At 57.8% G+C, this 24902-nt stretch carries 24 protein-coding genes; 17 read left to right on the forward strand and 7 right to left on the reverse strand.

From position 1 onward, the window contains the following. Positions 1 to 3 precede the first annotated feature (3 nt). From EPE01S_RS13315 to EPE01S_RS13325, 3 genes are read right to left on the reverse strand one after another with little or no spacing between them, the layout of a single operon-like run. Positions 4 to 726, reverse strand: coding sequence for a fimbrial biogenesis chaperone (locus tag EPE01S_RS13315; protein ID WP_373279680.1), 723 nt, complete (start codon positions 724 to 726; stop codon positions 4 to 6). A gap of 21 nt (positions 727 to 747) precedes the next feature. Then, positions 748 to 1272 carry a Csu type fimbrial protein gene (locus EPE01S_RS13320; RefSeq protein WP_062745878.1) on the reverse strand — a complete coding sequence of 175 codons (525 nt, stop codon included), beginning with the start codon at positions 1270 to 1272 and terminating at the stop codon, positions 748 to 750. Positions 1273 to 1295: 23 nt separating this feature from the next. Further along, complete coding sequence (locus tag EPE01S_RS13325; RefSeq protein ID WP_062745880.1) at positions 1296 to 1871, reverse strand: spore coat protein U domain-containing protein; 576 nt, start codon at positions 1869 to 1871, stop codon at positions 1296 to 1298. A gap of 552 nt (positions 1872 to 2423) precedes the next feature. Here EPE01S_RS13325 and EPE01S_RS13330 point away from each other — a divergent pair. Together EPE01S_RS13330 and EPE01S_RS13335 are read left to right on the forward strand one after the other, a co-directional pair. Beyond that, a complete protein-coding gene (locus tag EPE01S_RS13330) occupies positions 2424 to 4556 on the forward strand; it encodes a putative bifunctional diguanylate cyclase/phosphodiesterase (protein ID WP_062745882.1) in 2133 nt (710 codons plus the stop codon). Between the two features lie 64 nt (positions 4557 to 4620). Next, positions 4621 to 6036 (forward strand): aminotransferase-like domain-containing protein, encoded by a 1416-nt coding sequence (locus tag EPE01S_RS13335; RefSeq protein WP_062745884.1) that lies wholly within the window; start codon positions 4621 to 4623, stop codon positions 6034 to 6036. Positions 6037 to 6069: 33 nt separating this feature from the next. Here the strand turns inward: EPE01S_RS13335 and EPE01S_RS13340 are convergent, their stop codons facing one another. Further along, positions 6070 to 6552 (reverse strand): YlaC family protein, encoded by a 483-nt coding sequence (locus EPE01S_RS13340; protein WP_062745886.1) that lies wholly within the window; start codon positions 6550 to 6552, stop codon positions 6070 to 6072. Between the two features lie 202 nt (positions 6553 to 6754). Between EPE01S_RS13340 and EPE01S_RS13345 the strand changes: the two genes are divergently transcribed. Then, positions 6755 to 7759 (forward strand): lysozyme inhibitor LprI family protein, encoded by a 1005-nt coding sequence (locus EPE01S_RS13345; RefSeq protein WP_244634662.1) that lies wholly within the window; start codon positions 6755 to 6757, stop codon positions 7757 to 7759. Here EPE01S_RS13345 and EPE01S_RS13350 read toward each other — a convergent pair. Beyond that, on the reverse strand, positions 7756 to 8211 hold the full coding sequence (locus EPE01S_RS13350; protein ID WP_062745889.1) for a hypothetical protein: 456 nt from the start codon (positions 8209 to 8211) through the stop codon (positions 7756 to 7758). The two genes, EPE01S_RS13345 and EPE01S_RS13350, sit on opposite strands and share 4 nt — an antisense overlap. After that, positions 8186 to 9124 carry a transcriptional regulator gene (locus EPE01S_RS13355; protein ID WP_062745891.1) on the reverse strand — a complete coding sequence of 313 codons (939 nt, stop codon included), beginning with the start codon at positions 9122 to 9124 and terminating at the stop codon, positions 8186 to 8188. Before EPE01S_RS13355 ends, EPE01S_RS13350 begins: the two co-directional genes overlap by 26 nt. 391 nt (positions 9125 to 9515) lie before the next feature. Here EPE01S_RS13355 and EPE01S_RS13360 point away from each other — a divergent pair, with 391 nt between their 5' ends. From EPE01S_RS13360 to mdcH, 14 genes are all read left to right on the forward strand, one after another. Next, positions 9516 to 10130 carry a cupin domain-containing protein gene (locus EPE01S_RS13360; RefSeq protein ID WP_062745893.1) on the forward strand — a complete coding sequence of 205 codons (615 nt, stop codon included), beginning with the start codon at positions 9516 to 9518 and terminating at the stop codon, positions 10128 to 10130. Between the two features lie 321 nt (positions 10131 to 10451). Further along, positions 10452 to 11888, forward strand: coding sequence for a circularly permuted type 2 ATP-grasp protein (locus EPE01S_RS13365; protein ID WP_062745895.1), 1437 nt, complete (start codon positions 10452 to 10454; stop codon positions 11886 to 11888). Then, the gene (locus tag EPE01S_RS13370; protein WP_062745898.1) at positions 11882 to 12811 is read left to right on the forward strand and encodes an alpha-E domain-containing protein; all 930 of its coding nucleotides are present in this window, start codon (positions 11882 to 11884) and stop codon (positions 12809 to 12811) included. Before EPE01S_RS13365 ends, EPE01S_RS13370 begins: the two co-directional genes overlap by 7 nt. Continuing rightward, the gene (locus tag EPE01S_RS13375) at positions 12811 to 13611 is read left to right on the forward strand and encodes a transglutaminase family protein (RefSeq protein WP_062745900.1); all 801 of its coding nucleotides are present in this window, start codon (positions 12811 to 12813) and stop codon (positions 13609 to 13611) included. The genes EPE01S_RS13370 and EPE01S_RS13375 overlap by 1 nt, the downstream gene beginning before the upstream one ends. 18 nt (positions 13612 to 13629) lie before the next feature. Then, a complete protein-coding gene (locus tag EPE01S_RS13380) occupies positions 13630 to 14340 on the forward strand; it encodes a proteasome-type protease (RefSeq protein ID WP_062745903.1) in 711 nt (236 codons plus the stop codon). A 153-nt stretch (positions 14341 to 14493) separates the two neighbouring features. After that, the gene (gene olsF, locus EPE01S_RS13385) at positions 14494 to 16227 is read left to right on the forward strand and encodes a bifunctional ornithine lipid synthase OlsF (RefSeq protein ID WP_062745905.1); all 1734 of its coding nucleotides are present in this window, start codon (positions 14494 to 14496) and stop codon (positions 16225 to 16227) included. Between the two features lie 254 nt (positions 16228 to 16481). Further along, a complete protein-coding gene (gene mdcA, locus EPE01S_RS13390; protein ID WP_062745907.1) occupies positions 16482 to 18134 on the forward strand; it encodes a malonate decarboxylase subunit alpha in 1653 nt (550 codons plus the stop codon). Continuing rightward, positions 18134 to 18988, forward strand: coding sequence for a triphosphoribosyl-dephospho-CoA synthase (locus EPE01S_RS13395; RefSeq protein ID WP_062745909.1), 855 nt, complete (start codon positions 18134 to 18136; stop codon positions 18986 to 18988). Before mdcA ends, EPE01S_RS13395 begins: the two co-directional genes overlap by 1 nt. Before the next feature lie 69 nt (positions 18989 to 19057). After that, the gene (gene mdcC, locus EPE01S_RS13400) at positions 19058 to 19357 is read left to right on the forward strand and encodes a malonate decarboxylase acyl carrier protein (RefSeq protein ID WP_062745911.1); all 300 of its coding nucleotides are present in this window, start codon (positions 19058 to 19060) and stop codon (positions 19355 to 19357) included. Beyond that, positions 19350 to 20186 (forward strand): biotin-independent malonate decarboxylase subunit beta, encoded by an 837-nt coding sequence (locus EPE01S_RS13405; RefSeq protein ID WP_062745914.1) that lies wholly within the window; start codon positions 19350 to 19352, stop codon positions 20184 to 20186. Before mdcC ends, EPE01S_RS13405 begins: the two co-directional genes overlap by 8 nt. Beyond that, positions 20183 to 20983: a biotin-independent malonate decarboxylase subunit gamma gene (gene mdcE / locus EPE01S_RS13410; RefSeq protein ID WP_062745916.1), complete on the forward strand. Its 801-nt coding sequence runs from the start codon at positions 20183 to 20185 to the stop codon at positions 20981 to 20983. The genes EPE01S_RS13405 and mdcE overlap by 4 nt, the downstream gene beginning before the upstream one ends. 133 nt (positions 20984 to 21116) lie before the next feature. Further along, positions 21117 to 22076 carry an AEC family transporter gene (locus tag EPE01S_RS13415; protein ID WP_062745918.1) on the forward strand — a complete coding sequence of 320 codons (960 nt, stop codon included), beginning with the start codon at positions 21117 to 21119 and terminating at the stop codon, positions 22074 to 22076. A 1-nt stretch (position 22077) separates the two neighbouring features. Beyond that, positions 22078 to 22689, forward strand: coding sequence for a malonate decarboxylase holo-ACP synthase (locus EPE01S_RS13420; RefSeq protein WP_062745921.1), 612 nt, complete (start codon positions 22078 to 22080; stop codon positions 22687 to 22689). Further along, a complete protein-coding gene (mdcH, locus tag EPE01S_RS13425; RefSeq protein WP_062745924.1) occupies positions 22686 to 23597 on the forward strand; it encodes a malonate decarboxylase subunit epsilon in 912 nt (303 codons plus the stop codon). The genes EPE01S_RS13420 and mdcH overlap by 4 nt, the downstream gene beginning before the upstream one ends. Here the strand turns inward: mdcH and EPE01S_RS13430 are convergent. Next, positions 23581 to 24516, reverse strand: coding sequence for a LysR family transcriptional regulator (locus EPE01S_RS13430; protein ID WP_062745926.1), 936 nt, complete (start codon positions 24514 to 24516; stop codon positions 23581 to 23583). The genes mdcH and EPE01S_RS13430 overlap by 17 nt on opposite strands. Between the last annotated feature and the right edge of the window lie 386 nt (positions 24517 to 24902).

Here is a 24902-nt window from a genome sequence, read left to right on the forward strand (position 1 = left end):
CTGCTAGCGTGCTGAACTGGTACTGCGCCAGGTCTGTTTATGTTCCAGCTCTGCGTAGATTTCCGCCCGCCCGGATGCCGGGAAACTTAACGGGAAGGTGTTACTGGCGTTGGCCAGCACGTACCCCAGCAGACTGCCGGAGAGCGTACGCCCCCCCAGAGTCACATTGCTTAACCGGGCATGTGTACTGCCACGGTTGGTAATTTCCAGGGCCTGCTTACCTTCACGGTTGACCAGTTTCCAGCTCAGTTCCGGACGGGCGGTGTCGGGGTCGAGGCCGCTGCCATAGACAAACAGCGGCACGGAGTAACGCATCTGGAACGTCAGTCCGGCCTGATTCTCACCCGGCGCCCTGGGAGTGGGGATCTCATCCAGCAGAACCCGGTAAGCCAGCTCCTGACCTGCGGCGGGCGGCGTCTGGTTAATCAGACGCACCATCTGGCGTTTGCCGGGTTCAATACGCACCACCGGCGGGCTGGCGAGCACCTGCTGCTGGGTCTGATACTGCTCCTGACCGTTGACCTGCTGCCAGCTGAAGACCCGCACCTGCATCAGCGTGGTACTCGCCCCCCGGTTCTCCAGCCACAGTTCGGTGGCTTTCTCGTTGTGGCTGAGTTTGGGGTCGATGGGCCAGATGAGAACGGAATTACCGGCCTGAGCCTTCAGGGACATCACGCCGCAAAACAGGACAAAAAACAGTCCCGGAAAGGTATATTTCTTCATTATTGCTCCTTGTGCTGCCCGACATTACCAGCTCAACGTCACCGTCAGCGTGTCGCTGTAGGTTCCGGCCCGGTTCACGCCACTCAGCTGTAACTGACCGTAGATGGGCAACGTAATATTGTTGGCATTGCCCAGCGGCACTGCCACGTCCTGATTGACCGGGATTAACGTCGTGTGGGCAGCGTTGGTGTAGAGGTTGTACGCCACCAGGTTGGTGTTGCCGGCTACTTTCAGATTGCGCGTGGTGGTGTAGTTGCCACCGCCGTCAATGCGCATATTCAGCGTGGTACCGGGCGTGCAGGCCAGCGCAATACCAGAATTTTGCACATAGGCCGCGCTGGCAGTGACGCTGCCCACCCCGGGTTGCGTACCAAAGTCGAGCGTACCGAAAGAGGAGGTGCTGGCGCCGGAGACCACACAGCCGTTCACCACCGAAGCACTCACCGTAAAGTTCACGCTGGGCAACGCCTCCACGCCACTGCTGTAAACCAGCAGCAGCAGGATCAGCGGATAAATAACGTCCGCGGCGCAGTGCACCCGCTTCCACACGATGCGCTCCCTTATCGCGACAATCAGTAGTTCACAGCGACGTTAATCGTATCCTGATAGGTCGCGGCCGGAATGGCGACGTTATTGTTCCCTCCACCGGTAATACGACCGTAAATCGGGTAGTTATCTCCGTTCGCCGGATCGGGCGTCCCGGCGCTGACCAGATTAGTGTTGTTGGCGATGGGGGTGGTGTAGTTGGTGCTGCCGTACAGGGTATAGGCGATCCCCACGGTGGCGGTGGTGGCGTTGATCAGATAGCGGGGCTGCGTGGTCTCTGCACCGTAAACCGTGGTCGGTTTGGCGCTACTGCTGGTGATCTGCACCGAGTAGGTTGAGCCGGTAGAACAGCGCACGAAGATACCGTTACCCAACGATCCCACGAGGGTGGCTGACAGCGTATCAAAGGTCGCCGGACTGGTACCAAAGTCCAGGTTACCGAAGTTGACGCCCGTACTGTTGGTGGCTAGCTGTCCATTGACCAGACAACCTGCGGTCAGGATCAGTTTAGCGGCGATACTTCCGGTGGTGGTGGCGGCGTAGCCTGAACTGGCTACACCAAGGCTCAGGCCGCAACCCAGCAGTAAAAGCTTCATTTTCATAACCATTCCTTACTGATTAGAGTGATGAACGTGCTTTTCCGCCTGATGGAACAGTGTCGTCAGCAGGGCTGAATCAACAATGAAAATAATCAAAACCCGTTAGCGGGTAAAATATCACGTAAGGAATAGTCTGTTATTGGAATTAACGCGTTAGCATTCATTAGCGTAACTATAGATCAGCTCATGCCTCGCTGATAAGCGAATCGTAAAAATATTATTTATGTGTTAACACGATCATGGATAAGGGCGCTTTCAGCCCTGCTGTGACGGGGGTGTGAAATTTTCAATAATATTTACTGGTGGATCTAGGCTATTTATCAGGCCAGTGCTATGTTCACATCAGAAGACGAGTAAGTTTAATAAACTTTATAAATTATAGGGCTATATCCCATCCCTGAAAAAAAACGTTTCAGCGTCCTCCTCTTTCCCGTTACGCGGCTAAAGCTGGCTGATTTTTAGCCGATAAAACAGGCTTCAGCCCGATTAATTTTTTTAATGACACCGGGCCACCACACACTAAGTCAACATGGCTTCTGCATTCGAGACTGTCCTATGCTCATGAGTTCGTACGATCAACTGCTGGTTATCGTCTCTTTTATCGTCGCGTTTCTTGCCTCCTACACCGCGCTGGATATGGCGGGGCGGGTGGCGACATCCACGGGAAAAGTGGCCAGAGTCTGGCTTGTCGGCGGTGGCTTCGCGATGGGCGTGGGCATCTGGTCGATGCACTTTATCGGCATGCTGGCGATGAGCCTGCCGATGGTAATGAGCTATAACGCCAGCCTGACGGGCGTGTCGATGGTGATTGCGGTCGCCGCCTCTATTTTTGCCCTGTGGATCGTCTGTTACGGCGAGCTGCCGTGGTACCGGCTGTGTGGCGGGGCGGCTATTATGGGCAGCGGCGTGGTGGCAATGCACTATACCGGTATGGCCGCGCTGGCAATCAAACCCGGGATCATCTGGGACTGGCGCTGGATCTGGCTGTCAGTGGTGATTGCGCTGGTCGCCTCCGGCGTGGCGCTGTGGCTGGCCTTCCGCCTGCGGCAGGGGATTGGCCGGCTGGCGTTGATGCGCAGTGGGGCAGCACTGATTATGGGTGTGGCTATTGCCGGGATGCATTACACCGGCATGGCCGCTGCCAGCTTTCCGATGGACAGTCATGCCACCCACCTTGGCGTTAACAGCAACTGGCTGGCGATCCTCGTCGTGGTGGTGACGCTGGCGATCCTCGGGATTACGCTGCTGGTTTCTATGCTGGATGCACGCCTGCAGGCGCGTACTTCCGTGCTGGCCTCATCGCTGGCGGAAGCCAACCGCGAGCTGGCACAGCTGGCATTGCATGACAATCTGACCCGCCTGCCAAACCGCATTCTGCTGGAAGACCGCCTGGATCAGGCAATCATTAAGGCCACGCGCGAGGACTCGAAATTTGCCCTGATGTTTATGGATCTGGATGGTTTTAAGGCCATCAATGATGCATTTGGTCACCATATTGGCGACAGTCTGCTGATTGCCGTCACTGAGCGCATGAGGGAAAAAGTCGAAGGGCACCATACCCTGGCACGACTGGGCGGTGATGAGTTTGTGCTGCTGATTGAAATCGAGGATCCCAATGATGCCGCGGCGGTTGCCGATACGCTGGTGAAAGCGGTCGAGCGGCCATTTGCTATCTCCCGCTATGAGCTGGTGGTGTCATTAAGTATCGGCATTGCCGTCTTCCCGGGTGACGGCCACGACGAGCGTGAGCTGATGTTTAACGCTGATGCCGCCATGTACCACACGAAAAACAATGGCCGTAATGGCTACAGCTTCTTCCAGCCGTCGATGAACACCATTGCACAGAATCAGCTACAGCTGATCAACGATCTGTGGCTGGCGCAGGAAAATAATGAGCTAAGGCTCTACTATCAGCCTAAATTCTGTGCGCCCAGTGGGCCGATTATCGGCTTCGAGGCGCTGCTGCGCTGGCAGCATCCGCAGCGCGGTCTGTTGACGCCGGATCTCTTTCTGCCGCTGGCAGAAAAAACCGGGCTGATAGTCAGTGTGGGCAACTGGGTGATTGGTGAAGCCTGTCGACAGCTGCGCAGCTGGCATCTTCAGGGCCACAGCGAGTGGTCGGTAGCGGTCAATCTGTCAGCCCTGCAGTTTGAGCAGACGGGGCTGGTGGACACGGTTATCAGCGCGCTGGAAACGCACCAGATCCCGCCTGAACTGCTGACGCTGGAGGTCACTGAAACCACCGCCATGCGCGACCCGGACGAGAGCATCCGCATTCTGACGCAGTTAACCGAACTGGGGGTAAAGGCCTCTATTGATGATTTTGGCACGGGTTATTCCAGCCTGTTGTACCTGAAACGTTTGCCGGCCAGTGAGCTGAAAATCGATCGTGCATTTGTGAACGAGCTTCAGGCGCAGACCGAAGATGCGACGATTGTGACGGCAATTGTGGCCCTGGCGCAGACCCTCAATCTTAAAGTCGTGGCAGAGGGCGTGGAAACCGCGGAGCAGCAGGCATTTCTTACCGGATTGGGCTGTAACACGTTGCAGGGCTACCTGCTGGGCCGACCTGTTCCACCCGATCAAGTTCTTGATCTCAAACAGTATGTCGATGCTGAAGAGAAGGAAGCGCTGATGGTGGCTGTCCCAAAGCTCGCAGCCATTCTGCCGCTCCCTGACGCGGTGTGATTTACGGCCAGGGGCTGAACACCTATAATAGTTCACACTTTGGTAAAAATGGCCTGTAACAGTCGTGGCAAAATATGAACAGCTGGTGGCGCAGATCCAGCAGCAAATAGAAACGGATATCTGGCAGCCGGGGGAAAAACTCCCCTCGCTGCGTCAGCAGGTTGAGCTGAGTGGCATGAGCCTGATGACGGTAATGCACGCCTATCAGGTACTGGAAAGCCAGGGATGGATCCAGTCGCGCCCTCAGTCAGGCTACTATGTTGCCCCGCGTGCCGAATTCCTCAGTCAGCCCCCGACTCACCAGAAAGTGCAGCTGGCCGAGTCGGTCGATATCAACGCCTTTATCTTCGACGTGCTGCAGGCCAGCCGCGACTCGCAGATTGTTCCGTTTGGCTCCGCCTTTCCGGACCCGGAACTGTTCCCCCAGCGCCAGCTGATGCGTGCCCTGACCACCGTTTCCCACAGTATGAAAGCCGTGGATGCCCTGCATAATCTGCCGCCGGGGAATGAAGCGCTGCGCAAAACGCTGGCACAGCGTTATGCCCTGCAGGGTATTCAGGTATCACCTGATGAAATTGTTATCACTAACGGGGCGATGGAGGCACTTAACCTCAGTCTGCAGGCGCTGACCGAGCCGGGTGACTGGGTGGCGATTGAAAATCCCTCATTCTACGGCGCTCTTCAGGCCATTGAGCGCCTCAAGCTGAAAAGCGTGGCGATTGCCAGCGATCCGCAAACGGGTATCGATCTCGACGAACTGAGTCATTCGCTGTCACGCTGGCCCATTAAGGCGTTGTGGATGATGACCAACCAGCAGAACCCGGTCGGCTGTACGCTGAGTAAAGAGAAAAAGGCACAACTGGTGGCGCTGCTCGCCCGGCACGACGTGGCGCTGATTGAGGATGACGTCTACAGCGAACTCTATTTCGGCCATGAAAAACCGCTGCCGGCTAAGGCTTTTGATCGCCACGACAACGTACTGCACTGCTCGTCATTTTCTAAAAACCTGGTGGCGGGGTTTCGTGTCGGCTGGGTGGCGGCGGGCAAACATGCCCAGCGCATTCAGCGCTTACAGCTGATGAGTACCCTGTCGACCAGCGCTCCCATGCAGCAGGCACTGGCAACCTATCTCGGAACACGCAGCTATGACCGCCATCTGCGGCGTTTGCGTCAGGTGCTGGAGCAGCGTAAAAATCTGGCACGTCAGGTGCTGAAACGCTATCTGCCACCGGGGGCGCAGATTAATGATTCGCGGGGAGGGTACTTTCTGTGGGTGGAGCTGCCGAAGCAGGTGAACACTACCGAGCTCTATTACCGTGCGCTGGAAAAGAATATCAGTATTGCGCCGGGGAAGATGTTCTCCTCCAGCGAGCAGTACGCTAACTATTTCCGTTTTAACACCGCCTGGTGGGATGAGTCGCAGGAAGCTGCGGTCGCCACGCTCGGCAGCTTAATCACCGAGTTGTTGATATCGCCGTAGGGGCGGACGTTTTCTTCGGTCCGCCCGGCCGGTTTACACGGTCGCCGCGCTTTTCTGGCCCCAGGTCAGATGGAACACGTCATAAAAATCGACCTCGCCCTTCAGGGAAAGCAGTTTGGTAATCCCCTGCTTCACTTTTTCCGGCACCTTGTCATTACTGAGAATATCGCCCACCGCCTGCTCAGACAGCGTGCGGACATAATACCATTCGCCGTTGTAGCAGACGCGCAGGTCGAGGGTATCAATGTCCTCGAAGCGATATTTCGGGTTAACGTCCATCAGCATCAGACCGCTCATCAGCAGCACAAAAATCGTGGCGCCCCAGAAGGCCGGCCAGCCGAGAAAATCGGTAGTGAAGATCAGCGCCACGGTCAAAATATAGCAGCCGTACATGGATGCCCAGAGTCCCGGATGGGTCTTCAGAAACTGAAAACTAAAGCGCGGTTTGTTGTCGCGCTGCTCCTCGCGATTCAGGGTGTCGATCTCGCGCAGCAATATTTTTTTAACTTCTTCCATTTATTTACCTCTGCAAAAGAGTGCGGGCAGGGTGAAAGTAAACCATGTTTGAACCTATAATAGCAGGCACAGTTTTCGGTTATTCCGCTATAACAGTTGCTCACAGGGATGGGCCCGTCGTCATCGGCGGCGGCGACGTGTAAAATTCAGGCTCACCCTGAGGGCCTGCTCATAATGGATGAAATGACCCGGGATGATGTTAATGAAAGCCCCTGCGCTTATCGGCTTCACGCTGCTGCTCTGTTCCTTTAACGCCAGCGCAACCGACTGTGGGCGTGCCGCCACCGTGGTGGAAAATACCCTTTGTGATAATCCTGAACTGGTGTGGCTGGATCAGGTCTTCAACAACGCCTTCCATGAGCTGTTAATCAGCGACCCGCCGCATTTTACCCGGATCGCGCAGGCGATGATGCGCGAACGTAACGCCTGCGTCAGTAACAGCTGCCTGCGCCGAACCTATCTGGGAGGACTCAGCCAGCTGTACGGGGCCGATCGCGAGATGGACTGGCAGGGGGTCTGGTGGAATATGAGCGCGCCTCATGGCAACGGAGGCAAAATCCGCATCAGCCAGTTTGCAGGCAATGAATTTAACCTGGATGCTTCAGTCTGGGGCGGCTATTACCAGTCGTCCTTCAGTGGCAAAGTGACGCTGACCGGGGGCGTTGGCTTCACCCATTCGATCCTCTGGGGCGGCGGCTGTGCAATCGTGCTCACCCCGCGCCCCGATAACCGTATTGAAGTCAGCAGTGACTCGCATGGGCGCTGCGATATGCTGCTGCCGGGTAAAATGTCGATTGATGGCGTATATGTGAAAGCGGATAACGATCCGCGCCCGGCGGCCACGCTCCTGACGCTGGGAATACTGCCGAATAAGGCTCTGGACGATCGCTTCCGCCAGCTGGTGGGGAGTGACTATGCCGGATACGTCGCGACGGCGACCAGTTTTGTCTACAGCCAGGATTTGGATCAACAAGGGGCAACGGTGCTCACCCTCTGGGTAAAAGGCATGGCTAACCGACGGTCGGCCATGATTATGTACACGCCCGAAGGTCAAATCTGGGCGCTACGGGTGAGTCCTGATAAAGATAACAGTGTAAAAGTTCGCTATGTGACCACTGAAAAAGATAAACAGCATTTACCGAAAACGCTAAGTACCTGGCGCACCCGGTTTATCGATCGCCAGGTCACATCATCACTGCTGCCTTAGCGGTAACGCAGCATCTGGCCAGAGGGCGTGATCATCAGACGTTCTTTGCCCAGGCGCAGGGTATCAAAATGCACGCTATTATTTTCTGCATACCCGAGGATATTTTTGATCATCCGCATCTGACCATCATCAGCATAATAAATTTTATGAAAAGTAAACATCACCCCTTCGGTATCCTGTTTCTGCTTTTCCAGACTCACTTTAGCCATAAAACGATTATCGTTAGGGCTGGTCAGCGTCAGCAACACCGTATTCCCTTTACCTTCATATTGCGTATCGTAAATTTCACGCTGGCGTGCCAGCAGGTCATAGTAACCCAGCTGCAGATTGGCCTTAATGAAGTCCTGCGTAAACAGCCCGCTATCGGTTGGCAGATATTTCACCACCGCCACCGCCACGGGAACCAGCAGGGTCACCACCAGTAAGCTAATTGACGCAGTTGGCCATTTCATTAATTTTTCTCTCGCCTTCCCGGTAGATCAGTGCACTCAGTTGAGCACCATCCGTACGCCAGTTGATAATGTTCATCGCCAGCTGTTTACGATCGCACTGATTAGATAACGTCATGGTGTAGTTCAGCGTGGTGCCGGAGGTGTAATAAAAAATCTCCATATACACCTGATTATTCTTCAGATTTTGATTAAGGGTAAACAGCACCGGCCCCAGCAGCTTATTAAGATCATAGGAAGCCGACGCGCTGTCCCGGCCCCGGCGTAACTCCATCAGCTGAATATGGCTGTACGGCACGGAGTTTTTCTCCACCAGTGTGCTGCTCGGCAGCGGGAACAGGGTTCGTCCGGCCCACATCAGCACCAGCAGCAGCACCAGTGCCTGCGCAATAATAAGCCAGAGCCAAAAGTGGCGGCGGGCAGGCGTTTTTGTCTCTGTCTCTGTCACCGACACCGGAGGGACAGACATTCCGTCCGCGGAATATTCTACCGGTAAAACGTCCTGCCTGTTTTCCGTAACGGACCCCGCGTGCCGGCCATCGTCAGCGGCCTTTGAATTATCCAGGTCTTCAGGGGGGGCAACCTCAGGGGATAAACGCTGGCAATACTCAGCCTCGAGAATATAGCCCTTTTTTGGAATGGTTTTGATAATACGCTGCTGTTTACCATCATCTTCCAGCGCAACTCGCAGAGCATGAATCGCATTCGGCAGACTGTTATTGCCAATAACCCGTCTTTCCCATACCAGCGTATTCAGTTCTTCCCGGGATAAAATGTTACCGGCATGTTCCGCCAGCACTTGCAGCAGTTTAAGCTGATATTCACCGAGCCGGCGCTGTTCACCTGTGCCCTGGTGGATCAACGTTCCAGATGAAAAATCGATGAACCAGTGGTGAATAATATAATCTGCAGTCATAAGTGTCGTATATCAGAAAGCCAGTGAATGTATCTGCTTGTTTTTTAGGACTATTAAGGTGTGCAGGAAGCCCAAAGTCGTTTGGTTTTGAGAATATTCTTATTTTAGCTTATCAGACACTTTAAGCGGAGTGGTTATCGTTATTTTTTATCTCACTCTCATCGGTCATCCATCATTATTATCGTGCTTAACTGCGGTTAAAGCCAGGTAACGAGGTGAGCTGGGTGGGCCGGACGTGCGGAGGCAGGTAAAGGGCGGTAATTTGGCTTAAGTTTATTTAAATTAATAAGTTATGTGATCTGCTACGCGAGGAAAACATTGCAAGCTGGTGGAATAATGCCACAATTAATTTAACAAACTCCCAACAAGGAAATTGATCCAGGAGCCTGATATGTTGACTTCTTCTCGCAGTGTAATGTTAATGATGTCGTTTGCTGCCGGGACCTTTGCTGCAGGTGCCTCCTCAAACCCGCGTCATCTGATACTGGCGCAACCTTCTCAGGGTATTCCCAATAACCCGCTGCCGTTAATTATCTATCCGCAAGTGGTCCCGGAAGAGGACGACGAAGGGGTAGAAGACAGCACGCCCGTTGATATGGCCCAGTGGTTCAGCGCCGAATTTGGCCGCCATGGCTGGCCGGTGAGCTGGCACGCTCCGATATATCCCTACACCCATTACCACCCGAATACCCATGAGCTGCTGGGGATCACCTGCGGCTGGGCAGAGATCCTGTTTGGCGGTGAAAGCGGGCGTATGGTGACCGTTTACGCCGGGGATGTGGTACTGATCCCGGCAGGCGTGGGCCATCAGCAAATCGCCGCCAGCGACGACTTCATGGCCGTGGGGGCTTACCCTCCGGGCGTGACGCCGAAAACCCTGCGCGATGAGCAGGCATTGATGGAACAGTCTATCCTTGAAATAAAACGCGTCGCGATGCCCGAGACCGACCCTGTGACCGGCGGGGAAGGCGCACTGACGGAGGTCTGGCACCCGCTGGTACAGTAAAGCTGTGCCATCAGGCTAACTTACGGCCCTTCAGGAACCGGGCAGAGCCTGAAACCCTGACGTACCCGATGTACGCTCTGGTTTTTCTGGGATGCCCGTGACCGACCCGGTGGCCTCAGCCCCCCTCACGGAGCAGGTTCTCATCGCCCTACCGGAATGCACTGTCATGGTGCGTTCCCCTTTCGCGCTTCGCTTTCCCTGACCCGGTTTTCCACCAGGCTAATGTCCATTCCTTGCCCTGTGCGGGGCGGGTCGATCCGCACGACTCTGGCACACTTTGTGCAGCATTAATGCAGGTTCACAGACAGCGGTAGGGAAATCATGAATCAAAGCTATCAGGTCGCGTCGCACTTTTATGATGAGATGTTGCTGAAGGACGGGCGCTATCGTGGACATTATCGGGAATACTGGCAGTGGCTTCAGCAGGCCGATCAGCAGGCGATTGCGCGCAAGCGCGAAGAAGCGGCGCTGCTGTTTCATCGTCTGGGGATCACCTTCAACGTGTACGGTGAGGACGGCGGGGAGGAAAGACTGATCCCCTTCGACAGTGTTCCGCGCATTATCCCCGCCGGGGAGTGGGCGATGCTCGACAAAGGTATCCGCCAGCGCGTGCAGGCGCTCAACGCCTTTCTGCACGACATCTATCACGATCAGCGCATCCTGAAGGCGGGGATCATCCCGGCGGAACAGGTGCTGGTCAACGACCAGTATCAGCCCTGTATGCAGGGGCTGAACCTGCATCGCGATCTTTACGCGCATATTATTGGCGTGGATATGGTCCGCAACAGCGACGGGGAATATTACGTACTGGAAGACAACCTGCGCACCCCGTCCGGCGTCTCCTATATGCTGGAAAACCGCAAAATGATGATGCGCCTGTATCCGGAGCTGTTCGCCGACCGCCGCATCGCGCCCGTCGAGCGCTACCCGTCGCTGCTGTTACAGACCCTGCGCGAAAGCTCGCCCGTTAACGATCCGGTGGTGGTGGTATTAACCCCCGGCCGCTTTAACAGCGCTTACTTTGAACACAGCTTCCTCGCCCAGCAGATGGGCGTTGAGCTGGTGGAAAGCGCCGATCTGTTTGTCAAAGACGGGGCGGTGCTGATGCGCACTACTGCCGGCCCCTGCAAGATCGATGTGATCTACCGACGGGTGGATGATGCTTTTCTCGATCCGTTAGCCTTCCGGCCGGATTCGATGCTGGGCGTACCGGGGCTGCTGTCCGTTTATCGTGCGGGCAATGTGGTTCTGGCCAACGCCATCGGCACCGGTGTGGCTGATGACAAGTCAATTTACCCTTACGTTCCCGATATGGTGCGCTTCTATCTTAATGAGGATCCGATCCTTAACAACGTGCCCACCTGGCAGTGCCGCCGCCCGGATGAGCTCTCCTGGGTGCTGGCTAACCTTGAAAAACTGGTGGTGAAAGAGGTTCACGGTGCGGGGGGCTACGGCATGCTGATTGGCCCGGTAGCCAGCAGGCAGCAGCTGGCGGATTTCCGTGCGCTGCTGATTGCCCGGCCGCAAAACTACATTGCGCAGAATACGCTGGCGCTTTCCACCTGTCCGACATTTGTGGAACAGGGCCTGGCTCCGCGACATATCGATCTGCGGCCCTTTGCACTGAGCGGCGCGGAGATCCGGCTGGTGCCCGGCGGGCTGACCCGCGTGGCGCTGACGGAGGGATCGCTGGTGGTGAACTCGTCGCAGGGCGGCGGTACCAAGGATACCTGGGTTCTGGAGGATGACGCATGCTGAGTCGCACGGCCAGTGGCCTGTACTGGATGGCGCGCTATTTAGAGCGTGCGGAAAATATTGCCCGGGTGCTTGACGTGACCAACCGTCTGTCACTGATGCCGGTGCGCGGCAGTCATAATAATGAACTGCGCGTACCGCTTAACCTGACCAGTACCGATGAGCTTTACTGGTCGGTCAGCGAGCAGCTGACCATGTCGCAGCTGTTCCACTTTTTTGCCCTTGATGAGCGCAATCCCGCCAGTATTTATAACTGCTGGCAGTCGGCCTGGAACAATGCACATGCCGTGCGTGGCAGCCTGTCGTCTGAAGTGTGGGAGAGCATTAATTCCAGCTGGATCGAGCTGCGCAAACTGCGGCATAACGGCGTCAGCAGCGGCGGGGCGGATGCATTTTTCGACTGGGTTAAAGAGCGTTCACACCTGTTTCGCGGCGCGATGTTTGGCACCCTGATGCGCGGCGATGCAATGAGCTTTATCCGCCTCGGCACGCTGCTGGAGCGTGCCGACTGCACGGCGCGTCTGCTGGATGTGTATCAGTATCTCAGTGATGAAGATGACGACACAGTACGTGAATACTACCGGCTGGATACGCTGCTGCGCTCGGTGTCAGCGCGGGAGGCGTACCACACCATCTACAAGCAGCAGCTGGCCGCCGACGGCGTAAACGAAATGCTGATCCTGCGCGAGGAGAGCCCGCGATCGCTGCGATCCTGCCTGGATGAGATCGCCAATCAGCTCAACCTGATCGGCAACAGCGGAGAAGATCGACCGCGCTATCTGCTGACCGTTCTCCATGCCCAGCTGCGTTACAGCAGCTGGGATTCCCTGATGAGCGAGGGGCTGCACGTCTGGCTGCAGGCTTTTCTCAGCGAGCTGGGCAGGATTGCCGAGAGCATTCATCACACCTATCTGGAGGCGAAATAATGAAGCTGACCATTGCGCACAAAACCTGTTTCAGCTATCAGAGCATGGTGCGGCAGAGCACGCAGTACCTGCGGCTGACACCGCAAAATTCGGTGCATCAGCAGATTATTTCCTGGGATCTGCTGCTGCCGGAAGAGGCGATCTGCACCACCGATACCTGGGGCAACGTGCTGCACGTCCTGACCCTCGACCGCCCGCATCAGGAAATTGAAATTGAAGCACGCGGTGTGGTCAACATTCTGGATGAGGGAGACAGCGCACCGGACCCTGACTGTACGCTGTCGCCGCTGGTGTTCCTGCGCCACAGCCCGCTGACCCAGCCCGATGCGGAGATCGTTCACTTCGCCCGCCGCTATTACCGTGAAGAGGCCCCGCTGGTCAGTCTGGAGCGCCTGATGGGGGAGCTGCTGTTGAAGATGCCCTATCAGCCGGGCAGCACGCTGGTCACCGATCCTGCGGCAAAAGTTTTCGCGGCGGGTAGCGGGGTATGTCAGGATCACAGCCACGTCTTTCTCGCCTGCTGTCGCAGCCTGCATATCCCCGCTCGTTATGTGAGCGGCTATCTGTATACTGATCACGTGGAACATGTGGCGACGCATGCCTGGGTGGAAGCCTGGGTGGACGGCAGCTGGCACAGTTTCGATATCACCAACAATACCCGCAGCACCCGTCAGCATCTGAAGCTGGCGGTGGGCGTGGACTATCTGGATGCCTGCCCGGTGCGTGGTATGCGCCTGGGCGGCGGCAGCGAAAATATGCAGGCAGTGGCTGCGGTACAACTGGTGTTTTCGCAGCAGTAATCTTTTACCGGACTCACTATGACCTATTGTGTAGCTATGCGCTTATCGTCAGGGATGATTTTCGTTTCCGATTCCCGAACCAATGCGGGCGTGGATCATATTTCCTCGTTTCGTAAGCTTCATGTTTTTCAGCAGGACGGCGAACGCACCCTGGTGCTGCAAAGCGCCGGTAATCTGGCGACCACCCAGAGCGCGTTAAGCCTGCTGCGGCGCGGCTGCGAGGACGGAAAGCAGCCCAGCCTGATGAATGCCACCAATATGTACGATGTGGCGCTGCTGGTGGGCGAGACGCTGCGGTCAGTGATCAAACGCGACGGCGAAGAGTTTGGCGGCACGCTGATGCTGGGCGGGCAGATCAGGGGGGAAGAACCCAGGCTGTTTCAGATCTACCCGCAGGGCAATTTTATTGAGGCCAGCACCGATACGCCCTATTTTCAGATAGGGGAAAGCAAGTACGGTAAACCGATTATTGACCGCGTACTGCGCTATGACACGCCGCTCGACCAGGCGATGCAGTGCGCCCTGATCTCCATGGACTCCACGCTGGCCAGTAACATTTCGGTCGGCCTGCCGCTGGACGTGATGGTCTATCCGGCCGACAGCTACAGCAGTATGCAGCAGTACCACATTACGGAAAAACACCCCTACTTCTCCCAGATCCGCCAGCTCTGGAGCAGCGGTCTGTTAAGCGTTTTTTCACAGCTGCCGCCGCTGGAGCTCGACGAGTAACCTGCCGCCCACCCCTGTCCTTTCAGGGTTGACCGCATTTTGTGGTCAGCCCGCTTCCCGCCAAATCAGCGCATCTTTCTCCTGTCATTTTCCTGACACGCTATCGTCATCCGGGCTGGTTAGTGTGCCGTTAAAACACCCGGAGGCTAACCTGTGTTTACTATCGAGCGCGTACTGGACGACCTGAGTCCCGGTCATGACACCCCCTCCTGGCAGAAAAGCGTGCTGCGCCGCCTGCTTCATGAAAAAGAGTTCCAGCAGTTCAATCAGCGCAACCGCCACCTGAAAGGGCTGGATATGGTGGAGCAGGTGCTGGAATACATGGATGTCAGCTGCGAACTCAGTGAACGCGACCTTGAACAGATCCCCAGCAGGGGCCCGGTGGTGATCGTTGCTAACCATCCGCTGGGAACCCTGGATGGCCTGGCGCTGCTGCACGCGGTGTCACAGGTGCGGCGCGACGTCAAAATTGTGACCAACCGCCTGCTGCACTGCCTTGAGTCCCTGAGCAGCCTGATGGTGCTGGTGGACAACATGGGTAACCGCACCAGCCGCCATCAGGTGGGGCAGATGCAGGAGCAGTTGGAAAACCAGGGGGTGCTGATCTTCTTCCCGGCGGGGGAGGTTTCCCGCTTCGGCAGCAAAGGCATCAGGGATGGCAAATGGAGCCACGGCTTCCTGCGCCTGGCCGCCCGCTTCCGGGCACCGGTTGTCCCCATTCATATCAGCGGACGCAACAGCGCGCTGTTCTATCTCACCTCGAAAATTTACCAGCCTCTGTCGATGCTGCTGCTGGTACGGGAAATGTTTGGCAACCGCGGCGCGCGGCTGAAGCTCAAAATCGGCAAACGCATCCCCTATGCCAGCTGGCACGACGGCCGTACCCCGGCGAAGGAACTGGCCGCACGTTTTCGCCGCCATCTGTACCGCATCGGACAGGGCAAATCAGCGCTGTTCCAGACTGAGGCAGCCATCGCGCGTGCTGAAGATCGCGCCGTGCTGAAACGGGCGCTGGCGGGCTGTGAAGTGCTCGGTCAGTTACCGGATGGCAAAATGATCTACCTGTACCGCCGTCAGGGAGAGGATTATGTGCCGATACTGCGGGAACTGGGCCGACTGCGCGAAATCGCCTTCCGGGCGGTGGGTGAGGGCAGCGGCACGCGACGCGATCTGGATGATTACGACGACGATTACTATCACCTGATTTTATGGGATGAAGAGGCACTGGATATCGTCGGGGCCTATCGCTTTATCCCGACCGCCGAACAGTTTGAACGCAAAGGCTTCGAGGGCATCTACAGCCACAGTCTGTTCCATTACGATCACCAGATGAACCCGGTGCTGATGCAGGGCATTGAGCTGGGCCGCAGCTTTATTCAGCCTGCCTACTGGGGCAAGCGTGGCCTGGATTACCTGTGGATGGGCATCGGGGCTTATCTGGCAAAATACCCCCAGTACCGCTATCTGTTTGGTCCGGTTTCGATCTCCGGCGGCCTGCCGCTGGCGGCGCGCGACCTGCTGGTGGCCTTCTACCGGCTCTACTTTGCCCCGACGCTGCCGCTGGCGACCTCCCGCCGCCCTTATCCGGCCTCGCTGCCGGACGTTCTGGCGCAGTTTAGCGGCGATAATTACAGTGAGGATCTCAAACGCCTCAAGCGCCTGTTAAGCAACCTGGGCACCGGTATCCCCCCGCTGTATAAACAGTATTCCGAACTCTGTGAGGCCGGCGGGGTCCAGTTCATTGACTTCGGCAGTGACCCCGACTTCAATCACTGTATCGACGGGCTGGTGCTGGTGGATCTCACCCGGCTGAAAGAGAGTCGCTTCCAGCGCTATATAGCCATCCATTACCCGCAGGAGAGGGTGGCAGACCATAACGCAGACTGACCCCGCCCTCTCTCTCCCACTAGCCCGTCTTGACGGGCTCTTTTTTTTACCCACCCGGTCAGCACGAAAAAAGGGTGACCTCGCCCTCAAAATGAATTTCATAATCTATTGATAAAGATGATTTTTTTATCAACCGTTACGCCATGGGTAATGTTTGATACACCGGACGTAATTGTTTGAACGTCTTGTTTGGGTGCAGACTCGTCATCAGAGTGAAGCATCCCTGACAGGATGCACTTACAGGAGGCTTTATCATGATTTCCAACCCGTCCCCCCGTGTCTGGGATACGCGCCGCCGTGAAAAACAGCGCCGTATTGCCAGCCTGGGTCTGAACAATAAAATACTGCCTACGGGCGATCTGGTTGCCATGCTGGAAAAACTGATCGTGCCCGGCGATCGCGTCGTTATGGAGGGGAACAACCAAAAGCAGGCGGATTTCCTCTCACGATCGCTGGCGCAGGCTGATCCGAAAAAGTTGCACGATCTGCATATGATCATGCCAAGCGTGGGCCGCAGCGAACATCTGGACATTTTCGAAAAGGGCATCGCCCGCAAGCTCGACTTTTCCTTCTCCGGCACGCAAAGCCTGCGTATTTCGCAACTGCTGGAAGACGGGCAGCTGGAAATCGGGGCCATTCACACCTACATCGAACTTTACTCGCGGCTGTACGTTGACCTGATCCCGAACGTAGCGCTGGTCGCCGGTTTCAAAGCCGATCGCAAAGGTAACCTCTACACCGGCCCGAGCACCGAGGATACTCCCGCTCTGGTGGAAGCCGCCGCGTTCCATGACGGCATTGTCATTGCTCAGGTCAATGAACTGGTCGACGACGAATGTGACCTGCCGCGTGTAGATATCCCGGGCTCGTGGATAGACTTTGTTGTCGTGGCTGACAGGCCGTTCTTTATCGAACCGCTGTTTACCCGCGATCCACGCCTGATCAAGCAGGAACACGTGCTGATGGCGATGCTGGCGATCAAAGGTATTTACGCCGAGCACCAGGTGCAGTCGCTGAACCACGGGATTGGTTTTAACACCGCCGCCATTGAGCTGCTGCTGCCCACTTACGGTGAACAGCTGGGGCTGAAAGGCAAAATCTGCCGCCACTGGACGCTGAACCCGCATCCGACCCTGATCCCGGCGATTGAAAGCGGCTGGGTAGAAAGCGTGCACTGCTTCGGCGGTGAACTGGGCATGGAAAAATACGTCGCCGCCCGTCCGGACGTGTTCTTTACCGGTGCTGACGGCTCCATGCGCTCGAACCGCGCCTTCTGCCAGATGGCCGGACAGTACGCCGCCGATATGTTTATCGGTTCCACCTTACAGGTCGATGGTGACGCCAACTCCTCTACGGTCACCCGTGGCCGTCTGTCGGGCTTTGGCGGTGCGCCGAATATGGGCCATGACCCGCACGGCCGACGCCATGCAACGCTCGCCTGGCTGGCGATGATCAATGAACCCGATCCGATGGCACGCGGCCGCAAGCTGGTGGTACAGATGGTGGAAACCTTCCAGGCCGGATCAAAACCGACCTTCGTCGAGAAGCTGGAAGCGGTCGACGTGGCGAAAGCGTCCGGTATGCCGCTGGCTCCGGTGATGATCTACGGGGACGACGTGACCCACGTCCTGACCGAAGAGGGGATTGCTTACCTCTATCGGGCGAAGTCGCTGGAAGAACGGCGTGCCATGGTCGCCGCCGTGGCCGGTATCACCGATATCGGGCTGGGCGTGGATGCGAAGCGCGTCACACAGCTGCGCCGTGAAGGCAAAGTCGCCTTCCCGGAAGATCTGGATATTCGCCGGACCGATGCCCGCCGCTCTCTGCTGGCTGCCGGCAGTGTCGCTGACCTGGTCGAATGGTCCGGCGGGTTATATCAGCCACCGGCTAAATTCAGGAGCTGGTAATGAGCCTGCAGCGGCAGATCGCCGCCTCACCTGCTGAACGTCACGCGCAGCGTCTGGCCGCGCTGGCCACGCGTTGTCTGCTGATGGAAGCGAAGCTGACGCCCAAGCCGGGGCTGGTCGATCGTCGCGGCAGCGGAGCGCATCACGATTTGACGCTGGCGCTGATGGAGCGGTCTGCCCACAGCCTGACGCCGATGTTTCGTGAGATGGCGCTGCAAAGCTGGCGACGCCCGGCGGATATCGCCCTGCGCCAGACGGCAGGCCGGCTGGGACGCGACGGGGAAGCCGTCATGATGCGGGAGACCGGTGGGGTCAATACCCATCGCGGAGCGATCTGGGCGCTGGGGCTGCTGGTTTCTGCCGCGTCGATGTGTGGCGGCATGGGTAGCCTGACGCAGGTGGTCAGTACGGCAGCCCGCCTGGCACAGCTGCCGGATGAGGCTGCCCCGAAGCTGTTCAGCAATGGCCAGCGTGCCAGCTCACGCTACCGTCTGCCCGGTGCCCGTGAAGAGGCCCGGCAGGGTTTCCCTCATGTGATCACTCTGGCGTTGCCGCAGCTGTGGCAAAGCCGCCAGCAGGGCGCCGGTGTGGACGCCGCCCGGCTGGATGCGCTGATGGCCATCATGACGTCACTGAGTGATACCTGCGTACTGTCGCGGGCCGGAATGGCGGGCCTGGTGACGATGCAGCAGGGCGCACGCGCGGTGCTGGCGGCGGGCGGCGTGCAGCAGCCTGCTGGCTATCAGGCCCTTATGCAGCTTGATGCACAGATGCTGGCACTGAACGCCTCACCGGGCGGTGCGGCTGACCTGCTGTCTGCGGCGCTGTTTCTGGATCGTGTCTGTGTGGGGTAACCCGGTGCTTTGTCGGGCGAGGCCTGTCTCCGGTCTGCCCGCAGATGAAACAAATTTTACGAGGATCTTATGCAACAGATAACCTTTTCTTTTCCGGCTACACGCCACCTCAGCGGTAAAGCGCTGGCGGGCGTGGTGGGATCCGGCGATATGGAAGTGCTCTACGTCGCTGATGACAAAGACGAACTGCGCGTGGCGATCACCACCTCCGTGGATAACAGCAGCCCACGCTGGCAGGCGTTATTTGAGCGCCTGAGCAGCTTCGGGGCATTACCGTCCGGCCAGATGACCATTCACGATTTTGGTGCCACCCCGGGCGTGGCACGCATCCGCATTGAACAGGTGTTTGAGGAGGCAGCCGATGCGTAATGACAGCAGCTTTATTGAACTGAAAGCGCGTGAGCGCGCCCGCCTGCTGCTGGATGACGGCAGCTTCCGTGAACTGCTTGATCCGTTTGACGGCATGATGTCGCCGTGGCTGGGTGCGCAGGGTATTGTGCCGCAGTCTGACGACGGCATGGTGGTGGCAAAAGGCACCATCGACGGCCAGCCTGCCGTGGTGATCGCCATTGAAGGCGGTTTCCAGGGCGGCAGCATGGGCGAAGTCTCCGGCGCGAAGATGGCCGCTGCGCTGGAACTGGCGGCAGAAGATAACCGCAACGGTATCCCAACCCGCGCGGTGTTGTGCCTGGAAACGGGCGGCGTGCGCCTGCAGGAGGCCAATCTCGGGCTGGCGGCGATTGCCGATATTCACGCGGCCATCGTTGACCTGCGTCGTTACACCCCGGTGGTGGGCATTATTGCCGGTACGGTAGGGTGCTTCGGCGGGATGTCGATTGCCGCCGGGCTGTGCAGCTACCTGATTGTCACCCGGGAAGCCCGGCTGGGCCTGAATGGCCCACAGGTCATTGAACAGGAAGCGGGCATTGATGAGTATGATTCCCGCGACCGGCCGTTTATCTGGAGCATGACCGGGGGCGAAGTGCGCGCCCGCAGCGGCCTGGTGGATGCTCTCGTTGCCGATGGTCAGCAGGCGATTAAACAGGCAATGCGCGATGCGCTGGCAAAAGGCGTCCCGGCGATGCCGCGTTCGCGTCGCTATCAGCACTACCTGCCGCGCCTGGCGCAGTTTGATACCCGTCAGCAGGCCGATGCACAACAAATCACAGCGTTATTCAGTGGGGAGGATCGCAAATGAAACAGCCAACAGGACGTGGTGAAATCTGGCTTCAGCAGCTGACTGCCGGGGCGACCCGCCTGGCGGGATTATGCCCGTCAGTGCAGGTGGCTGACGGTGAGCTGAACGGCGAGGATGCCCGTTTTATTGCCGTGGTGCCTGATGCCGCTAACCATTACCCCCGCGCCGCACGGGGCGAAGTCGGGCTGCTGGAAGGCTGGACGCTGGCAAAAGTCATTAACGAAACGGTGGAGCAGGATGCGGCCAGCGCGCATAAGCGGCCAATTGTCGCGGTGATTGATGTACCGAGCCAGGCGTACGGACGCCGTGAAGAGGCTTTTGGCATTCATCAGGCGCTGGCAGCAGCAGCAGGCGCTTACGCCGAGGCGCGTCTGGCCGGGCACATCGTGATTGGGCTGATCGTCGGTAAAGCGATGTCCGGGGCTTTCCTCGCCCACGGCTACCAGGCCAACCGGCTGATCGCCTTCAACGACAGTGGCGTGCTGATCCACGCCATGGGCAAAGAGGCGGCGGCGCGCATTACCTTGCGCAGCGTTGAGGCCCTGGAAAAACTGGCACAGACCATTCCGCCGATGGCCTATGACATCAGGAACTACCACACCCTTGGGCTGCTGGAGTCGCTGCTGGATATCCGCCAGCCGGATGCCCCGGAGGCTGACGACGTGGCGCAGGTTCAGCAGGCGCTGACGGACGCTCTCGCAGCCGCCCGGCGCGATCCCGGCCTGACGTGCCGCCTGCAGGCGGAAAACCGCCGCAGTTCAAAAGCCGTCAGGGAGCGTATGCGCAGCCTCTGGTAGTGTGCACGCCAGCAATAAAGAGCCATAAGACAACCTGCCAGGTGTCGTCGGGTATGGCAGACATACCCGACGATAAACACCTGAAAAATAATAATCATCGCGCCTGTGCTCTCTTCAACTACCAGGTGATGTTATGACTTATGTAATTATTAATGCTCTTGCCCCTATCTTTGTGATTATGTTGCTGGGTTTTTACGCCGGTAAAGCCGGGATGGTGGACAATAAAAACGTCTCTTTATTGAATATTTTTGTGATGGATTTCGCCCTGCCGGCGGCGCTGTTCAGCGCCACGGTGCAGACGCCGTGGGCCGGTATTGTCCAGCAGTCGCCCTTGATTCTGGTGCTGGTGCTGGCGATGTGGATTGTCTATGCGGCGATCTATTTTATCAGCACGCGGCTGTTCCATAAGTCTCCGCAGGATGCGGCAGTGCTGACGCTCACCGTCGCCCTGCCAAACTATGCGGCGCTGGGCCTGCCGATCCTCGGCAGCGTGCTGGGTGAAGGTGCCTCGACCTCACTGTCGGTTGCCGTCTCGATTGCCTGTGGTTCAGTGCTGATGACGCCTTTCTGTCTGCTGACGCTGGAAAGGGAAAAAGCACGGGCGGCAGGGGATGGCGCGAGCGCCGGGATCGGCATGCTGCCGGTACTGATGTGGCGTTCGGTGACCAAACCGATTGTCTGGGGGCCGCTGCTGGGGGTGGTGCTGTCTGGCCTGGGGGTTTCTATGCCGGGCATGGTGCTGTCAGCCATCAAACCCTTAGGGTTAGCCGCCACCGCCGGTGCGCTGTTCCTGACCGGGGTGATCCTGTCGGCCCGCCAGCTGAAAATTAACGGCGTGGTGGTGTTGTCCAGCATCACCACCATGTTGATCCAGCCGTTTATCGCCTGGGGGCTGGTGATCGCCTTCGGCATTAGCGGTCAGGTGGCGATCACCGCGATCCTGATGGTGGCGCTGTCCGCCGGGTTCTTTGGCGTGGTATTTGGCAACCGCTTTGGCGTACAGTCACCGGATGCCGAGGCGACGCTGCTGATCAGTTCGCTGTTGTGTATCATCACGTTACCGCTGTTTATCACCCTTACCGCCGGGATGTAATATGACCATTGCGCCACATGATTTGATCTGGATCCAGACAACGGATGCCCTTGAGGGCGATCTGCCTGAGTGGGTCGCCAGCCAGTGGCGCAGCGATCTGCCGCTGGTGGTGCGTCGCGACCAGGATCAGCATGGGCGCATTCCGGTGGGCGTGCGTGGCCTGCGGCGCGATCGACGTGCCGCAGGCTGGGTGGCACCAGAGCGTATTATCCGCAGGCTGTCACCGGAGGCGCTGAGCGTGACCGAACGGCTGCTGGCCTCGCCCTTTGTTTCCCAGCAGCCGGTGCAGGCGGCGATCCAACTGGCACAGCAACGCTGGGAGTGGCCATGGGGGATCACCGGCAGCGTGGGTTACGCGCTGGCTACGGAGGTTCCGGTGCTGCACGACAGCAGCGATCTCGATCTGCTGATCCGCAGCCCTGAGCCGCTGGCGGAGCAGGCGCTGCGGCGCTGGCAGACATTTGTCAGCCAGCTGCCGTGCCGGGCCGATACGCAGGTGGAAACCCCCTGGGGCGCTTTTGCCTTAAACGAATGGTTGCGCGATGGGCAGGTACTGCTGAAAACCAACGCAGGACCACGTATGACCCCCCAGCCGTGGAGTGCAACATCATGAAAATTCTCTTCTCTTTTCCCGGCCAGGGCGCACAGCGCCCCGGTATGCTGCAACAGTTACCCGGCGGCGCGGCGCTGCTGGATGAGGCCAGTGAGATCCTGCAGCAGGATGCACGTCAGCTGGACGGTGCGACCGCACTGCAACACACCCGCGCTGTCCAGCTCTGCCTGCTGATTGCCGGCGTCGCACATGCGCGTGAACTCCGCCGGCAGGGCATTGACGCGGATATGACCTGTGGTCTGTCGATTGGCGCCTTTCCGGCAGCCGTGGTTGCCGGCGCACTGCCCTTCAGCGATGCCGTCCGTCTGGTGGCCCTGCGCGGCACGCTGATGGAAGAGGCCTACCCCGAAGGTTATGGCCTGACGGCGATTATCGGTCTGAGAGAGGCGCAGCTTGTGCCGCTGCTGGGCAGTGAGTGCTGGCTGGCCAATATTAATTCACCGCTGCAGATGGTGATTGCCGGCAGTGAGGCGGCAATGAGCGCCGTGGCCACCCGCGCCCGCGCCGCCGGAGCACAGAAAATCCACCGGCTGGCAGTCAGCGTACCCTCACACTGTGCACTGCTGGCGGAACCGGCTGCGAGACTGGCCGACGCCTTCCGTTCGGTAAGCCTGACGCGGCCGTCGTGTGCGTACCTGAGTGGCAGCACCGCCCGCGCGATGTGGCAGCCAGAGCAGATAGCCGACGATCTGGCGAACAATATGGCGCGTACCGTGCGCTGGCATGAGGCCATGGTGGCGGCCAACGAACGCGAGGTCCGGCTGGCGATTGAGATGCCGCCCGGCGCCACGCTGACCGGTCTGACGCGCGTGGCATTTTGTGGCTGTCCGGGGGAGGCGGTGTCGCTGGAACAGAGCGGCGAGCTGCTGGTGCGTCGTCTGGCAGAGCGTCTCAGGGCGGCGTCGTAGTCAGCAGGCGCTGGCGGCTGTACATACGGCCCTCAGCGACCAGCGCCAGCAGGTTCGGATCGTGTTCGCGGTTGCGCTCAAAGACAATGGCGATGTTCTGACGCATCTGATAAGGCTGTGCCAGCCTGAGCAACTGCACTGAATTTTCATACACGCGTTTCATCCTGCCCGGCAGCAGCGTATAGCCGACACCCGCCTGAACCAGACTCAGCATAGAGAAAATATCGTTAACCCGGGTGACGATGTCTGGCTCATAGCCGGCAATATTAAAGGCCTCCTGGAACCCCTGCCAGGTGGCAAAACCTTCCGCCAGTGAGACAAATTTTTCCTGACGAAAGTCACGCAGATCGGCGGGGAAACTGGTATCAAGGCCTGACGCCGCCGGGGCCGCAAGGAAAATGTCATCGTCAAACAGCGGCAGGCTCTCAAAGCGACCGTGGTCGAGATCGCCGGGGGCAACCGCAATCAGAATGGCATCCAGCGTGCCCTCTTCCAGCCGCGCCGTCAGCATCTGATTTGAACCCATGGTCAGTTCCATCTCCAGGTCCGGGCGGCGTAATTTCATGCCCATAATCAACTGTGGGATGGTTTCCAGCGTCAGTGAATAGAGGGTGCCAAGGCGTATTCTTCCCTGGCCTACGCCGGCCGTTTTTCGTGTCTCCTCCACCCCGCGTGACATCATATCCAGCGCTTCCTGACTGTATTCCCACAGGGTATGCGCCGCCGGCAACGGCACCAGATTGCGACCTTTATGAATAAACAGCGGGCAGCGCACGCTCTCTTCCAGGCTGTGCAAGGCCCGGTGTACGCTGACGCTGCTGATCCGCAGGGCATCGGCGGTGCGGGCCAGATTGCCCAGTTGCATAAAGGCGATGAAAATTTCCAGTTTACGAAAGGTAATATCCGAATCGATGTTCATAACAGCCTTTATTCAGAGGGCAGGAAGGAGGAACGATTAACCTTATTCTAGGCGGTAACCGGGCGCGCCGTATAAAGCAATCATGCGTTATCGGCTGTAACGAGGTATGTCTTCGCACGTAATGGCGTCGATAAATAATTTTAATATCTTACCGCTGTTTTGTGCCTTTCCGACGTCCTGATGGAAACAGATCGTCAACGGCGTTGAATTTATCGATTAAATGTTTGTGTTAGAGGTGTTATTAACCCTCATGTGATTAAAATCGCTGATGGATCCCTGCTTACATTTCCCTTATTTTCCGGCAGGTATTCCGCTGGAAGGGCAAAAAATCATCACCTAATCTTATCAATTGTCGGCATCGGTGTGCCGTAGGTGTTGTCCATTTT

Origin of the sequence: Erwinia persicina NBRC 102418 (assembly GCF_001571305.1) — a bacterium.
GTDB classification, from domain to species: Bacteria; Pseudomonadota; Gammaproteobacteria; order Enterobacterales; family Enterobacteriaceae; genus Erwinia; species Erwinia persicina.